Source organism: Chryseolinea sp. T2 (genome assembly GCF_037203685.1).
GTDB lineage: Bacteria > Bacteroidota > Bacteroidia > Cytophagales > Cyclobacteriaceae > Chryseolinea.
The window spans coordinates 1-14,526 of the sequence record NZ_JBBCAU010000004.1 but is presented as its reverse complement, the minus strand read 5'-3'; the positions used below and the strand labels follow the sequence as shown (position 1 = coordinate 14,526).

Annotated in this window: 16 protein-coding genes; 12 read left to right on the top strand and 4 right to left on the bottom strand. The window is 47.2% G+C overall.

What is annotated here, in order from left to right:
* Positions 1-250 precede the first annotated feature (250 nt).
* Positions 251-787, bottom strand: coding sequence for an OmpH family outer membrane protein (locus tag WBG78_RS14575; protein ID WP_337327178.1), 537 nt, complete (start codon positions 785-787; stop codon positions 251-253).
* Positions 788-1,027: 240 nt separating this feature from the next.
* On the opposite strand from WBG78_RS14575, the gene WBG78_RS14570 reads away from it, so the two are divergent.
* On the top strand, positions 1,028-2,092 hold the full coding sequence (locus WBG78_RS14570) for a hypothetical protein (RefSeq protein ID WP_337327177.1): 1,065 nt from the start codon (positions 1,028-1,030) through the stop codon (positions 2,090-2,092).
* 8 nt (positions 2,093-2,100) lie between these two features.
* Here the strand turns inward: WBG78_RS14570 and WBG78_RS14565 are convergent, their stop codons facing one another.
* Positions 2,101-2,610 carry a DinB family protein gene (locus WBG78_RS14565; protein WP_337327176.1) on the bottom strand — a complete coding sequence of 170 codons (510 nt, stop codon included), beginning with the start codon at positions 2,608-2,610 and terminating at the stop codon, positions 2,101-2,103.
* 1,022 nt (positions 2,611-3,632) lie between these two features.
* Between WBG78_RS14565 and WBG78_RS14560 the strand changes: the two genes are divergently transcribed.
* From WBG78_RS14560 to WBG78_RS14525, 8 genes are all read left to right on the top strand, one after another.
* Entirely contained in the window at positions 3,633-4,010 is a 378-nt protein-coding gene (locus WBG78_RS14560) for a hypothetical protein (RefSeq protein ID WP_337327175.1), read from the top strand.
* A gap of 16 nt (positions 4,011-4,026) precedes the next feature.
* Positions 4,027-4,662 carry a Crp/Fnr family transcriptional regulator gene (locus WBG78_RS14555; RefSeq protein ID WP_337327174.1) on the top strand — a complete coding sequence of 212 codons (636 nt, stop codon included), beginning with the start codon at positions 4,027-4,029 and terminating at the stop codon, positions 4,660-4,662.
* Positions 4,663-4,876: 214 nt separating this feature from the next.
* On the top strand, positions 4,877-5,236 hold the full coding sequence (locus WBG78_RS14550; protein WP_337327173.1) for a DsrE family protein: 360 nt from the start codon (positions 4,877-4,879) through the stop codon (positions 5,234-5,236).
* A 26-nt stretch (positions 5,237-5,262) separates the two neighbouring features.
* Entirely contained in the window at positions 5,263-5,442 is a 180-nt protein-coding gene (locus WBG78_RS14545) for a DUF1059 domain-containing protein (RefSeq protein WP_337327172.1), read from the top strand.
* Between the two features lie 100 nt (positions 5,443-5,542).
* Complete coding sequence (locus tag WBG78_RS14540; RefSeq protein ID WP_337327171.1) at positions 5,543-6,004, top strand: GNAT family N-acetyltransferase; 462 nt, start codon at positions 5,543-5,545, stop codon at positions 6,002-6,004.
* 258 nt (positions 6,005-6,262) lie between these two features.
* On the top strand, positions 6,263-7,843 hold the full coding sequence (locus WBG78_RS14535; RefSeq protein WP_337327170.1) for a calcineurin-like phosphoesterase family protein: 1,581 nt from the start codon (positions 6,263-6,265) through the stop codon (positions 7,841-7,843).
* A gap of 1 nt (position 7,844) precedes the next feature.
* Entirely contained in the window at positions 7,845-8,411 is a 567-nt protein-coding gene (locus WBG78_RS14530; protein ID WP_337327169.1) for a pentapeptide repeat-containing protein, read from the top strand.
* Between the two features lie 82 nt (positions 8,412-8,493).
* Positions 8,494-10,302 carry a M61 family metallopeptidase gene (locus WBG78_RS14525; protein WP_337327168.1) on the top strand — a complete coding sequence of 603 codons (1,809 nt, stop codon included), beginning with the start codon at positions 8,494-8,496 and terminating at the stop codon, positions 10,300-10,302.
* 90 nt (positions 10,303-10,392) lie between these two features.
* On the opposite strand, the gene WBG78_RS14520 is transcribed toward WBG78_RS14525, so the two are convergent.
* Positions 10,393-11,784 (bottom strand): transglycosylase SLT domain-containing protein, encoded by a 1,392-nt coding sequence (locus WBG78_RS14520; RefSeq protein ID WP_337327167.1) that lies wholly within the window; start codon positions 11,782-11,784, stop codon positions 10,393-10,395.
* A 247-nt stretch (positions 11,785-12,031) separates the two neighbouring features.
* Here WBG78_RS14520 and WBG78_RS14515 point away from each other — a divergent pair, with 247 nt between their 5' ends.
* The 3 genes from WBG78_RS14515 (at position 12,032) to WBG78_RS14505 (ending at position 13,795) form a co-directional block, all read left to right on the top strand.
* Positions 12,032-12,664, top strand: coding sequence for a GyrI-like domain-containing protein (locus tag WBG78_RS14515; protein WP_337327166.1), 633 nt, complete (start codon positions 12,032-12,034; stop codon positions 12,662-12,664).
* A gap of 344 nt (positions 12,665-13,008) precedes the next feature.
* Positions 13,009-13,212, top strand: a complete 204-nt coding sequence (locus WBG78_RS14510; protein WP_337327165.1) for a hypothetical protein — start codon at positions 13,009-13,011, stop codon at positions 13,210-13,212.
* 64 nt (positions 13,213-13,276) lie between these two features.
* The gene (locus WBG78_RS14505; RefSeq protein WP_337327164.1) at positions 13,277-13,795 is read left to right on the top strand and encodes a hypothetical protein; all 519 of its coding nucleotides are present in this window, start codon (positions 13,277-13,279) and stop codon (positions 13,793-13,795) included.
* 551 nt (positions 13,796-14,346) lie between these two features.
* On the opposite strand, the gene WBG78_RS14500 is transcribed toward WBG78_RS14505, so the two are convergent.
* Positions 14,347-14,526: hypothetical protein (locus tag WBG78_RS14500; protein ID WP_337327163.1), on the bottom strand; the 180-nt coding region annotated here is incomplete at its 5' end.

Genomic DNA, 14,526 nt, shown 5'->3' with positions numbered 1-14,526 from the left:
AGGTTTGGGAGTTTTAGAGGTTTCGGGAGGCACGTTGATTTGAACGTACAGGGGCGTTTAATATAGTTAGTTTGGATTGGTTAGTACTTCGTAGGCTGTTTAATTCCGAGGCGGCGCGGGGCGCCGCAGGCATGGGAGACTGCGGCTTTGCTTTCCCACATTTTAATTTCATTTGATGTTGTTGTAGTAAAGCGTGTAGGGCCGCCGCGAATGAAATGCAGGGGTCGGGAAATATCGAAGTTTTCGTAATTTATCGCTGCTGCAAATTGACGGTTACGCCCAACTTTTTTAATACCAGATCGGAGATATCATAAGTTTTGTTACCAAACAGCAGGAGCCGTTGTCCCGCCGGCAGTTCGGTATTGATGATGATGCTGTAGTCATTTTCGGCCGCAACCTCATTGATGGACAGGTCAATCTTTAACAGTATGGGGCGCATTAATTCTTCCTGCTTTTGCAGAAATTTATTCTCGGCATCTGACGAGAACTTTTCTATCTCCTGCTGCAGGCGCAATAACTCGTCACGTCTGGCCTTTAGTTCGGCGTCATCGGTGTTGTGCGGCAGGCTTTCAAAATCAACGGCACGTTTCTGATAAGATGAATACTTCTCATTCAATTGACTTTGTAATTGTCCGCCGAATGAACTGAGCTCTTTTTCCATTTGCCTGGTTTCGGGCAATTGTTGGGCAATCATTTGCATGTTGGCAAATCCTATTTTCTGGCAGGGATCGGATTGACCATAGGCGTGTAATGAGCACGCGACCAAAAGCATTGACAGTGTCTTCATAGTTTGAGAATGCAGCAAGATTATGCAGCAATGTTATGATGATCGTGCCGGCCTTTTTTTCCTGTAATGCCTTCACTTTTTTTTACATAGACTACCCGCGTTATATCTTCCCAATCAAACGAATACAGAGTAAACCAACCAAAACATCACAGCAGCGGAACCGGTCGTGTAGTAAGTCGCGAGGATTCTGCAGGAAAATTTTATATTATCCTGAGTTTACACCATTACCCATCAGGCAGAATGATCAGAAAGAATACAATTGATGCAACGTATCACAAGGCTCATCAAAACATTAGGTCTGTTATCAGACAGGTGATCAATAAGCATCAATCTGTTATTACATCAATATCATTAATGCTGGTGTTTGTCATGACCGGAGCGGCAACAGTCGACGCACCTGAATCACAAATAAGCAACGGAATCATTACGGCTGACTTAAAACTTCCCGATGCAAAAGACGGCTATTATCGCGGCGTGCGTTTCGACTGGTCCGGTGTGATCAGTGATCTTACTTATAAAGGACATCATTACTTTGGGAAATGGTTTGACCGCTATGAGCCCACGTTGCACGATGCGATCATGGGACCTGTGGACGCCTACGACCCGATTGGATATGACCTTGCAAAGCCGGGTGAGGCCTTTGTGAAGATTGGCGTAGGCACTGTTGAGAAAATCGCTGATGAGCCGTATGCATTTGTGAAGCCGTACAAGCTGTTGAACGGTGGGAAATGGCAAACGAAAAAGAAGGGCAAGAGCTCAATTCAGTATGAGCATGTGCTGAAAGATCCACTGTGCAGCTATCGATATGTCAAAACCATAACACTTTCAGAGGGAAAGCCAGAGATGGTGATTGAATATCGCTTGCGAAACACGGGTACAAACAGGATTGAAACAAGTGTATTCAATCATAACTTCTTTGTGTTTGACGAACAACCGATAGGACCAGATTTCACCGTTACGTTTCCTTTTACTCCATCAGGAGAACCAAAAGGCAAGCCAACGGCCGGCATACTGGACGGAAAGGTCATTCGCTATCGCGAAGTGATAAACAAGGGTGAACAATTTGCCGTTGCACCTCTTACCGGTTTTGGATCTGGCGCAAATGACTACGACCTTGTCGTATCGAATGAAAAGACGAAGATGTCTGTGAGGATCGTGGGCGATCAGCCGATCGTAAAGTTTGTGTACTGGTCATCGGCACGCACGCTTTGTCCGGAGCCGTATACCCGTGTCGTTGCCGATCCTGGCAAGGAGATAAACTGGAAGATCACTTATACATTTTCAGCTGACGAAGTTAAGAATTGAAAACGTCATCAGCCGACGGACAATTCGGTGATGCTTGCCAGGTGATGATCGTCGTGTTCGGCTACAAACAGAAACAAATCAATCACGCGCATGGGCGTTTTGAGACGGGGATGGAGCGAAGAACGGAAGACATCATCACCCTTCAGTGACTTCAGTTGATTGATGGTTAACTCTCTCAGCATTCCAAAGTTATCGAGAAGATCACGTGGAGATTCTTCGTTGTGATTAGCTTCGTTGGTTTGCTGGTTTGTCAGGTCTGTTGGACGCATCTCGGGTGCTCCGGCAAGGATATCTTCCAGGCGTCCCTGCCACAACGGCTCGAGGTCTGATAAATGTCCAACGTGTTCGAGGATAGACCATTTGCCGTCGGGCTTTACTTTGTAACGGGACGGATCGATTTTTCTTATTTTCTCTGCGAGGCGTATGGGTGTTCCCTCCAACCTTTCGATTAATGTTGGCAGGGTGTTCTGGTCCGCTGAAAAATCAAACTTCCTTTCAAACCACTTTACTCGTTCCATGTGCTTCGTTGAATGTTGTGCCCATTCGGAATGAAAGTTAGTGAATTGGATGATTTCATAGAAGGTCTGTGGGTGAATTGAAAGTGCAGCGGGGTAGTAGTAGTCGAATGGGTAGGGTCGCCACGCGAATAAAATGCAGGGTCGGGAGTTTGGGGAGTTTTAGAGTTTTCGGGAGGCACTTTGATTTGAACATTCGGTACGGTTAATATGGTTAGTTTGGATTCGTTGGTGCTTCGTAGTCAGTTTAATTCCGAGGCAGCGCGGAGCGCCGCAGGCAGGGGAGACTGCGGCTTTGCTTTCCCACATTTTAAATCCGTTTGATGTGTGTGCCTAACGTTCAAATCAAAGTGCCTCCCAAAAACTCTAAAACTCCCATACCTCCTGAACCTGCATTTTATTCGCGTGGCGCCCCACACATTTGACTACTCCAACATCAACCGAACTTAAAATGTGGGAAAGCAAAGCCGCAGTCTCCCCTGCCTGCGGCGCTCCGCGCTGCCTCGGAATTAAACAGACTACGAAGCACCAACGAATCCAAACTAACCCATAGCAAACGTACCGAACGTTCAAATCAAAGTGCCTCCCGAAAACTCTAAAACTCCCAGACCTCCCGACCCTGCATTTTTTCGCGTGGCGCCCCACACATTTGACTACGACAACATCAACCGAACTTATAATGTGGGAAAGCAAAGCCGCAGTCTCCCCTGCCTGCGGCGCTCCGCGCTGTCTCGGAATTAAACAGACTACGAAGTGCAAGCCATCCAAAACAAGCCATAGCAAACGCGCAAAGCCTTCAAATCAACGCACCTCCCGAAAACTCTAAAACTCCCAGACCTCCCGATCCCGCATTTTCTTTCCTCGGCGGCCCTACACATGACCGACAATTTTAAATTCATGTGATGTGTGTAGCGGTGAATGTACAGGCTTCCGAATGAAATGCAGGGCCGCTGGCAAAGTGTCGGTTCGGCTGCTCCGGAAGTTTCGCTATATTAGTCGGATCCCAGTATCAATCATTCAGAATTATGCCGACGAATATTTCATTTACCGGAGGCCCGAACATTGCCATTAAGATCCCTCGCAGTAAGTACGCCGATACCGTAAAATTCTATCGCGATGTATTAAAGCTCGACGTTGAAGAGCAGCCTATCGATAGTGCAACGGTGTCAAGGACACATCGTGTTAAGTTCGGAACCAACGTTGTTTGGCTCGATTGTGTAGACAATTATACCCACGCGGAAACGTGGCTGGAGCTGAGAACAGCAGATGTACCGTTGGCGGCCGACTATCTGCGCACACACGGGGTGGCTACTGTAGACGAACTTGAGAAAATTCCCAAGGAAATGCATTGGGTGATGGACCCTGCCGGCACCGTGCTCCTTCTTTGTAAACCTGGTCAATAGCACAAATATTACCGTTATGCAAAAACCCACCTCTGAAATCTTTACGACTCTTCAGGAGTTTACGGAGCCATCCTTACGGGATGAGCTGCTGAATGCCGGAACATTAATATCTGCCGGCGCTGGTGACATGCTCATTCGAGAGGGCCAATACCTGGACTTTCTACCGTTGGTCATCAACGGATTGATCCGGGTCTACCGCAACAACGATGATGATCGCGAGGTATTACTCTATTATGTTCAGCCTGGTCAGACCTGCATGATGTCTTTGTCGTCGGCTTATTTTGACTACCACAGCGCAGCAAACGGAATCGCGGTCGAGCCGACTCAGTTATTGATCTTACCTTCGCGACTCATATCGGAATGGCAGTTAAAATATCCATCGTGGAATCGTTTCATCCTCTCGACGTACAAGCTGAGGTATGACGAACTGTTGAAATCATTTGGCAACGTCGTATTCAAGCCCATCAACGCTCGCCTTCAGGAATATCTGAAAAACTACTCGACGTCTCAACAAACGCGCACCATTCCATTGTCGCATCAAACGCTTGCCAATGAGCTTGGAACAACCCGCGTTGTTGTCTCGAGGATCCTGAAGGACATGGAGAAAACAAACATAGTAAAGCTGAGCCGGGGATCCATCACCTTGCGTTAGCTGGCTCTACTTAAGGAGTAATGACTATGATTTGTGTCGCGTCTATCCGACAGAAAAAAACATCCTTATGTAACTTTTGATACACATTGTTGGGTTGCATTGTTTTTATAATTGTGTGACATCAAACACCATTATGAAGGCACGACTTTTATTCACGTGCGGACTATTAATCTGCGTGTTGTCTGCACATGCTCAATCGCCAAACCCCAACAAAATGAAGATACTAATCCATCTGACGCAAGGTGCTGAGAACCCTACGGTAGCAGCTCTCGCATTGCTGGTTGCACGCACTGCTATAGAGGAAGGCCACCAGGTGAGCATTTTCCTTGCGGGGGATGCAGTGCCATTGATACGCGATGCCAATATGGATAACGTTACCGGCGTGGGCACTGGAAAGATCCGTGATCACTACGACGCTATCGTTAAGGGTGGAGGTAAGTTTTATCTATCCGGTATGTCAAGCAAAGCGCGCGGGATTCAGGAAACCGAGCTCACGGGCAAGCCCGCCGAGTTTGCTCCTCCCTCCTATTTGCTAAAACTGGCAATAGAAAGTGATCGGATGTTTGTGTACTAGATATTCATAATCAAAATTTCAACACTATGTCAAAAGTAATACGTTGCCGGGATGTCGGATTTGACTGTAACGGCGTGATCAAGGCGGCTACAGAAACTGAAGCGCTTGCCATGGCGGCAGAGCATGCTAAAACTGTGCATGGGGTCAAGGACATTACCCCTGAGATCGTACAGAAAATTAAGTCGGTGATGCGCGACGAAAATTAGTCTCGGGCGGAAGATCCGGCCATCTGTTGTTTAGTGGCATTCATTCTGATTGCCACTCCAACTAAATGACGGCTTTGTGTGTCTAAGCATGCAGCGCCGAATGAAAGTCGAAATTTTTAAAATTGATCCGACCGATACACAGTCGTTCAGTCGATTGCTGACGGTCTTCGCTGAAGTATTCGGCATGACCGGATTTCAACCGCCTCCGGAGGAACATCTTATTACTGTTCTTCAAAAGGAATCATTCTTCTCCTATGCTGCCACTGTTTCGGACGTTTTAATCGGTGGCGTTACCTGCTACGTTCTATCCCCTTACTACTCCGCCTCACCTTACGTGTATATTTTCGACCTGGCGGTCCTTCCACGTTTTCAGAGACTTGGATTCGGCCGGCGCCTGGTGCAGGCAGTGATTCAACACGGCCGGGAGCTCGGGGCTGAAGAGGTTTTTGTTCAGGCAGATGACATAGACACGCATGCCCTGGAGTTTTACAGGGCCATTGGTGGCATGGCTGAGAAAGTAACTCATTTTACATATCCCCTAAGGAAACCTCCCATTATATGACCCAAAAAAAACGTTTCTTGCTTCGACAAGTCATCGTTATGTCAACGTTGCTTTTTGTTATTATTCTACTGATCGCGACAAGCTCAGGAAGGTAATCATTCACTTTTTTACTATCTGTCGGACGATAATCTGGCGACAATCTTTCCCTGTAAACCTTCCGGACGCGGATGTCTATGAATGGGTTTATCGGTTGTTTTCATTAGCTTCATGATTCGTTAACAATGTTTTCCTTTATTGAAAGCATTAAACTGAATCTACATGAAACGACTTCTATGTGCGGTGCTGCTGCTGGCAACAACCGTTACCTGGGCCCAGACGAAAATCGCTGGTTTTGTTTTTGACGACACTAACGGGAACGGAAAGAAGGACCGGAAAGAGAAAGGTCTCGCCGGCGTTGCAGTGTCCAATGGCATTGACGTGGTGGCAACGGATGGGAATGGCGCATACTCGCTTACTGTTGGGAATGACAACATCATTTTCGTCAGCAAACCCTCAGGATATCAGGTGGCTATGAACGACAGAAAGCTGCCGGCGTTCTATTACATTCATAAACCAGCCGGGTCGCCGACGAGTTTTAAGTATTCAGGAGTGCCGGCGACAGGGAAACTGCCCAGGCAAGTCGACTTCGCGCTTCACGCTGTGACTGAACCTGACAACTATACGGCTCTCATCTTCGGGGACCCTCAGCCTTACGATACGACAGAACTTAACTATTTTGAGAAAGCGGTTATTTCTGAGGTTGAGAATATCAAAGGCATAAGTCTCGGGATCAGTCTTGGCGACATTGTGGGTGATAACCTCGACCTGCACCTGCCTTATCTTGAGGCGATGAAGCGGATAGGCGTGCCGTGGTACAATGTGATGGGCAATCATGACATCAACTACGAGGCGCTTGTGGACTCGCTGGCTGACGAAAGTTTTGAGGCCCACTTTGGACCTGCTAACTATTCATTCAACTATGGACAGGTACATTATGTTATTCTCGATGACGTACTTTATCCCGATCCCCGTGACGGCAAAGGTTACCAGGGAGGGTTTACAAAGTCGCAGCTGAAATACCTCGAGAATGACTTAAAGCAGGTCGACAAGAACAAACTTGTGATCCTTTCATTTCACATTCCTTTGCAACAATATGAAGACTCGTACCGCACCGAAGACCGTCAGAAAGTATTCGATTTGCTAAAGGATTTTTCAAATGCTTTGATCTTGTCGGCGCACACTCACCTTCAGCGAAACGACTTCTATACGAAAGATGATGGCTGGCAGGGAGCTAAGCCACTGCACGAATACAACGCAGGCACTACATCGGGCGACTGGTATTCGGGAGAATTCAATCAGCAGGGAGTTCCCGCCTCAACGATGCGTGACGGCACTCCCAAAGGCTATGCGTTTATAGAGTTTGCCGGCAACCAGTACTCTATCCGCTATAAAGTTGCGGGCAAGCCCGACAACTATCAGATGGAAATCTTTGCCCCTAAGGCGATCCCATCATACAGGAATACCTCTGCAGGGATCTACACAAACTTCTTTATGGGCACTCCAACCGATGAGGTTACCTACAGGATAGATAACGGTGAGTGGAAGAAGATGACTTATGTGAAAGACGCAGACCCGGCGTTCGTAGCGACGTTGTTCCGGTGGGACCTGGCCGATAACCTGCTTGCCCCAAGAAGGCCGAGCAATGCCGTCGACTGTACACATTTATGGCGCGGAACCTTTCCCTCTGGTTTGTCCGTTGGAGCGCATACAATAGAGATCAAAGCCGTCGACCGGTATGGTAAGGCTCATTCAGGAGAAAAAAAGTTTGACGTACAGGGCCTGACATCTTCAGGCAAGTGACATGGAAAGTATTACAGACAAAGATTTCAGCAAAACATCATTCAGGGAACATCCGCTCGCCAGAGGAGAATATGAAAACTGCACTTTCTCCGATTGTGATTTTTCCGATTGCGACCTGATGCATTTCAGGTTTATTGATTGCCGCTTCATCACGTGCAATCTGAGCCTCATCAAGACGAACGACACCTCGTTTCAGCAGGCGTCCTTTAAAGGATGCAAGATGCTGGGCGTGCGCTTCGATCTTTGCAAGACCTTTAACCTGTCGTTCACGTTCGATAATTGCACGCTTGATCACAGTTCATTTTACAGGCTCAACATTAAGAAGACAGTTTTCCGCGACTGTGGATTGAAGTCCGTCGACTTCACAGCGTGCGATCTTTCCGGTTCATCGTTCGCCAGATGCAATTTTGCTGATGCGATGATAGACCGGGCGAACCTCGAAAAGGCCGACTTCCGCGACGCCATCAACTATAGGATTGATCCGGAGGTGAACAAGATGAAGAAGGCACGGTTCTCCACCGATGGGCTTCCGGGGCTTCTGGCCAAATATGATATTCTTATTGAGTGACCTGAAGTTGTAGCGAAGGAAGAGTTGCTGAACGAGGTTAAAGCGGTTGTTTTTCGTCATTCGCTTTATATCTTTCGGGGCTATGCGTTTATTACTTGCCACTACTCTCCTGCTCATCGGTGCACTGACCGCTGCAGCGCAGGCGCCCACCCTCTACGAAATATCATTTGAAAACGCGGTTCACCATCAGGCCCAGGTGAAGGTGACCTTTCCGAATCTTCCGCTGGAAGTGCTGGAAGTCCGCATGAGCCGCTCCTCGCCAGGGCGCTACGCGATCCATGAGTTTGCCAAGAATGTATTCAATGTAAAAGCCTTCGACGGCAAGGGGAAACAACTCGTCGTGACGCGCCCGGATCCCTATCAGTGGAATGTGTCGGGTCACGATGGTACCGTGGTATTTACTTACACCATCTTTGGTGATCGCGGTGATGGCACCTACATGCAGGTGGACGAATCGCATGCGCACCTCAATATGCCTGCAACATTCGTATTTGCCCGTGGCCTTGATTACCGGCCGGCAAGGGTACACTACCAGGTACCTGCGGGATCAAACTGGAAGGTTGCAACTCAGCTCAAACCAATCGACGACTTCACCTTCTTTGCACCGAATCTTCAGTACCTGATGGACAGCCCGGCGGAGATCAGCAATTTTAAACTGCACGCGTTCGATGTGGAATCGAGCGGGAAAACTTATAGCATTCGTGTAGCGCTGCATCACGATGCAACACCCGAAGCGATAGCTCAATATGTAGATGGCGTGAAGAAAATTGTTGCGCAGGAAAAGGCCGTTTTTGGTGAGCTGCCCAACTACGATTACGGCACGTATACTTTTCTTGCCTGCTATTCACCACGATCGAGCGGAGATGGAATGGAGCATCGGAATTCGACTTTTGTAACGGGACCGTTAAACGCCAGGCCGTTGACCGGTGCATTGAGCACCGTGTCGCATGAGTTCTTTCACTGCTGGAATGTGGAGCGCATCAGGCCCGCGGCATTGGAGCCATTCGATTTTGAAGAGGCCAACATGTCGGGCGAGCTCTGGTTTGCGGAAGGATTTACCAATTATTACACTTCGCTCATCTTATGCAGGTCTGGGCTGCTAAGCAGAAAAGAATATGTAGAAGGATTAGCCCGCACAATAAACTACGTTTCGAATAGTCCGGCGCGTGCGTACTTTAATCCAATCGAGATGAGCTACCAGGCACCGTTTGCTGACGCGGCCACTTCCATTGATCCGAACTACAGGTCGAACACATTTATCTCTTACTATGTGTATGGTGAAGTGCTGGGCCTCGCTCTCGACCTGCAACTGCGGAATGAGAAGGGTGACCTTTCACTTGACGGGTTTATGAAATTTGTCTGGGGTCGTCACGGAAAGCCTGAACTTCCTTATAATGTTCGTGATCTCAGGGCAGCTCTCGCCGACTACGCCTCCCCTGCATTCGCCGACAGCTTCTTTGACAAACATATCTTTCAAAGTCAAATGCCCGATTACGAAAAGCTTCTCGCATCGGTGGGCGTGTCGTATGCGTCCGTGGGAAATACGTCATGGCTTGGCGCTTCGATGGAGTTGAGGGACAGCCTGATCGTCATCAGCAACTATACCACTATCGGAAGTCCTGCGTACAAGGCAGGACTTGAGCAGGGGGATCAGATCATGTCCGTGAATGGTCAGAAGTATAACGATCCGAAAGCACTTCTTGCAGCAGTATCGCAGATGGTCCCGAACACAAAGGCAAACGTAGAGTTCATGAGACAGGGCGTGCGCAGGACAGCCGCGTTGACTACGGAACGTGATCCTTCGAAGCGGACTCTTCTCTTTGAAGACGATGGAAAAACGGCTGACAACGGAGTGGCTAAGCGAAGGTCAGCGTGGTTGGACCAGAAGTAAGTTGAGCAGAAGTAGAGTAACCTGAAGCAGTGTAGCCCGAGGCAGTTTGATCGGAGATGGACAAGGACCAATTCGTTCCTGAAGCTGTATTCAAAGGCCCTCGACCGGCAGGAAGTTTCTGTAGTGTTCGTAGTACTGCATTATATTTCTTACGTACACCTGCGTTTCGAAGCCCCGGCAATGGCCAAACTTCACAACCGGGTCGTCGTAGAATTGTTTGATGCCTTTTTTCAGTAACATGTCCTCAACGTTGCCGTCCCACACATAGGGATTGAGCTGATATTTTGTAGCCAGCGCCTTAGCATCCATGACATGACCGATACCGGCATTGTATGCGGCGAGACTGAATTTTATCTTGTCGTCGCTGGAGTATTCGGGTTTATCGAAATGATTATAGATCCACCGGAAATACTTCGTTCCTGTTGCAATGTTTAGTGTTGGTGACGACAACCGCGTGAAGTTAATGTGATACGTTTTTGCAACGGAGGGCATGAGCTGCATCAGGCCGTAAGCGCCAACCGGAGAAACGATAGTTGGCCGGAACCGTGACTCCTGGTGGATTATCGCGGCGATCAGCTTCCAGTCAAAATCATGCGTCTTTGCGTGGCGCTTGATCATGGAATCGTAGTGAGAGATCACGCCCTGCCGGATAGAGGGCAGCTCAAAACGCAACTTCTCTTTCATGAACACCGAGTGATCCTGGTACTTCTTTACGATGTATTGATAGTCTTTAGACTTGTGGTTTTTATCGTACCAGTCGTTGAAATTACTCTGCAACGACATTGAATATTTATTGAACGCAAAGCCTATTGGTTGCTGACGCTTTATAACGGCATGTTCCTGAAGCTGGGGAAAAAAGGCGTGCATGATGAGGAATTCGTTTCGATCGACTACCAGGCGGGAGAGCTTGTTTCTGGCAACGCGTTCCAGCGCGAGCTCTTTACTTAAGTCGGTACCCAGGTGCTCAATAGAATCGCGTAATTTGCTGATGATGGTGTCCTGCTCGCGCATCCAGAAGTGCACCGGCGAATGATGAATGACCCGAATGGGTTCGCGACCGTTTTTGTCTTTAACCTCGTCGGTCGATACCATCACCACGTCAGCATAATACAGTGGCTTTGTAAAGTGAACGACTGAATCCATTGCGGCATTGATAAACAGCGTACCCATTACCAGGTCGAAGTTGCCGCCGGCAATGCTGTCGTACATTTCGCGATAATTCTCAACCGTATTAATTTCAATTTCGAGGCCGCGATCTTTGGCATACAGTTGCACCAACTCGTATTCGAGTCCCTGCTCCTCTCCATCGACGAGAAAGAAGGAATTGATCGAATGCATGGAAAGCACCGATAGTTTCTTCCGCTGAAACGGACGACGTAGCCTTGGTGGCGGACTCTGGAGAGTAAACGTTCGGGTATCAGGCTCTACGATAAGAAGTGTTGTATCCTCCGGAGAGGCCGAAGCTACCACGGAAGCATCCATGTTGTCGGATCGGTGGCTGCAAGATATCACACACGCAGCGAGGAATACTGGCAGGACAAATCTCATCTGGGCTCAGGGAGTTCCTGCTAAGGTAATTAAATTGTGATATATCACAGAAGGCAAACTACTGGACGCCAGTCATTATACGGCATGCGCGCCCGCGAAGTTCGCCGTTTTTCTAAATCATCCGGGCTGCTGACATACTGCTGTCAGTTGTTCGTCATTGCTTAGGGTAAAAATCTATGTTATGGAAAAACTCGATCTGACGAAAAAATACAAGACGTACTACCATGCGAAGACGTCCCCGGAAATGGTGACCATTGAGAAGGCGCGGTTTATTTCGATTTGTGGGAAAGGTGATCCGTCTGAGAAGCCTTTCACTGAAAGAATTGAAGCACTGTACCCCACTGCCTATGCCATTAAGTTTGCATTCAAGGAACAGGGAAAGGACTTCGTCGTATCGAAGCTGGAGGGCCTTTGGTGGTTTGATACAAATAAGTTCCGGGGAAAGTCGATAAGCAATTCTTCGGTTGATGTGCCCCGTGAGGAATGGGAATACAGACTTCTTATAAGGATGCCTGAGTTCGTAACAAAGCAGGACGTCGAAAAGGCAATCCGAACGGTTGTTGAAAAGAAGAAGGTGGCGCTTGCTAAAGAGATCGAATACTTTGAAATGCACGAGGGAACCTGTGTTCAGATGCTTCATGTGGGACCTTTTTCAACGGAGCCGGAGTCGCTTAAGAAGATCGAAGCATTTACCGCTGAGAAGCGCCTGGGGCAGGCAGGGCTTTATCATGAGATCTATCTTTCGGATTTTCGAAAGGTGAAGCCGGAGAAGTTGAAGACGATACTTAGAGAGCCGGTGAAGGAGTTAGGTTAATAGGTGTCGCAGCACTATCATAAATCAGTTCTGCATTCGAGAAGCTTTCAATGCAGCCAAGAGTACAGTAGATCGCGGAATTGAGAATAGTATTTCGCGGGAGGAATTTATCCTTGAAGCGTAAGTATCCGGAAATACCCGGGAATATCCGGATGTATCCGGATAACCACGTTTCAAAATACTGTCCATTGTTGAATTTGGTACCACTCTACCATTGCGGGACTGCGATGTAAGAAATGGGTTGGCTACAGATGAGTTTTAGAGTTTTAGAGGCGCAGTTGTTGGCTACAAGGCAAATAGGGATGCACTTCCATCCCGACAACGAAATTTAACCTGCTCGAACTATGAGGGAATTCCAAATCATGCATTGCTGCACACGGGCCGCAGCACTCTTTCACAACGCAGCCGCTGGAGCGGTGAACGGGCGTCGGGTGCAGGCAGTCGTTGGTGAGGAGAATTCGCAGGTTTACTCGCATGCGGAGACTATGGGCAATGGCCACGATAAGAGCGGATTGGCAAGCTTGCAGGTTGACATCCAATTCTCATAAAAGGATTATATACGTAATACGTATATTTGGTTGTTGGCAGCAATGCACTTTGGACAAGTTACACATGACAGAAATAGAACTGACGGAGACTGACAAGAAGAGAATTAAGGACGACATCAAAATAACCTTGATACTTGGACTTCTCTTTAGCATCGCATTAATAGTAGTCGTTTTAATAATTCCTTTAATATTTTATTTCTTCGGAAAGACAGCGAACGGATTTCTGAGACGAAGCTTATTCATCATAGGCGGACTATCACTCCCATTTTTAGCAGTTTCATGGAAAAACATTTTCAAATACATTGACTTGAGAATTGGAAGGAAAACGACCATTAAAACGGAGGACTATAAAATTGAAAAAACAATAGACGGCTTTGTTTTAAAAACGCAATCACCTTTAAAATTAAAGTTAGACCTATGGGGCGAGATACCCGCTTTAATTAAAGTGACAGAACCTTTGACGATTGAGATTACAAAATTAAGTAAGACACTACTTTTTATTTCCCAGGACACTGTAAACCTATTAGTGAAGATTGAGGACGAAACGGAGAAAGAAATACAGAATGAATTTAACCGAGGGTAGAAAAGTGCACAGCTGCCAACAAAATGTATAATCCATGGCGCTGATAAGGAGGACATTTTGATATTTGCTCAGCGCCACGGCTTATACATAAACGTTGTGCGCAAGCCCTCGAAAAAGTAGATACCCATAAGACAAGATACTGACTGACTTTTACCAATTCATGACGGACCTTTTTGATTACATTTTTTTCAGAGTATTTAAGTTTTATCAAAAGAGAGACGGAACACCCCAAATCTATGCATCAGGTGTCCTATCAGTGATTCAGTTTTTCATTCTACTAAGTGGACTAGCTGCTATAAGATTATTCATTAACTTCCAAAGTCCTCAAAAGTATTTTGTGATTCCTGTTATTGTTATACTACTAGGAATTAATTGGATGAGGTATGAACGGAACTTAGACTTTGAGAAACTTGAAGAACGATGGGGGAATGAGGAATTGGATAAACGAAAGGTAAGAGGCTGGCTGATTGTTACCCTGTTGATTCTTTCAATTTTATTTCCAATTTTAATTGGTGTACTCAAATATAATTTTGGAGTTATATAACGGACGACTAACGAGAAATTGATGGCGCAGACGGGCCAGCGCACAACACCACATATGCGCCATCGCAGTTTTTTGTTAGATTGAAGGCAAACTGCAACGGCGCATATGTCAGCGTTGTAGGTAATTCAAGCCAGCTGATTGTCTGAAGCCCTTTTTTGTTGCCACTTCGGCAAATGATGTCTAAGGA

Coding starts and splice junctions, on each gene's coding strand:
- WBG78_RS14575 (WP_337327178.1), bottom strand. CDS start 787: ATGAAGACACTGTCAATGCTTTTGGTCGCGTGCTCATTACACGCCTAT.
- WBG78_RS14570 (WP_337327177.1), top strand. CDS start 1,028: ATGATCAGAAAGAATACAATTGATGCAACGTATCACAAGGCTCATCAA.
- WBG78_RS14565 (WP_337327176.1), bottom strand. CDS start 2,610: ATGGAACGAGTAAAGTGGTTTGAAAGGAAGTTTGATTTTTCAGCGGAC.
- WBG78_RS14560 (WP_337327175.1), top strand. CDS start 3,633: ATGCCGACGAATATTTCATTTACCGGAGGCCCGAACATTGCCATTAAG.
- WBG78_RS14555 (WP_337327174.1), top strand. CDS start 4,027: ATGCAAAAACCCACCTCTGAAATCTTTACGACTCTTCAGGAGTTTACG.
- WBG78_RS14550 (WP_337327173.1), top strand. CDS start 4,877: ATGAAGATACTAATCCATCTGACGCAAGGTGCTGAGAACCCTACGGTA.
- WBG78_RS14545 (WP_337327172.1), top strand. CDS start 5,263: ATGTCAAAAGTAATACGTTGCCGGGATGTCGGATTTGACTGTAACGGC.
- WBG78_RS14540 (WP_337327171.1), top strand. CDS start 5,543: ATGAAAGTCGAAATTTTTAAAATTGATCCGACCGATACACAGTCGTTC.
- WBG78_RS14535 (WP_337327170.1), top strand. CDS start 6,263: ATGAAACGACTTCTATGTGCGGTGCTGCTGCTGGCAACAACCGTTACC.
- WBG78_RS14530 (WP_337327169.1), top strand. CDS start 7,845: ATGGAAAGTATTACAGACAAAGATTTCAGCAAAACATCATTCAGGGAA.
- WBG78_RS14525 (WP_337327168.1), top strand. CDS start 8,494: ATGCGTTTATTACTTGCCACTACTCTCCTGCTCATCGGTGCACTGACC.
- WBG78_RS14520 (WP_337327167.1), bottom strand. CDS start 11,784: ATGGATGCTTCCGTGGTAGCTTCGGCCTCTCCGGAGGATACAACACTT.
- WBG78_RS14515 (WP_337327166.1), top strand. CDS start 12,032: ATGGAAAAACTCGATCTGACGAAAAAATACAAGACGTACTACCATGCG.
- WBG78_RS14510 (WP_337327165.1), top strand. CDS start 13,009: ATGAGGGAATTCCAAATCATGCATTGCTGCACACGGGCCGCAGCACTC.
- WBG78_RS14505 (WP_337327164.1), top strand. CDS start 13,277: ATGACAGAAATAGAACTGACGGAGACTGACAAGAAGAGAATTAAGGAC.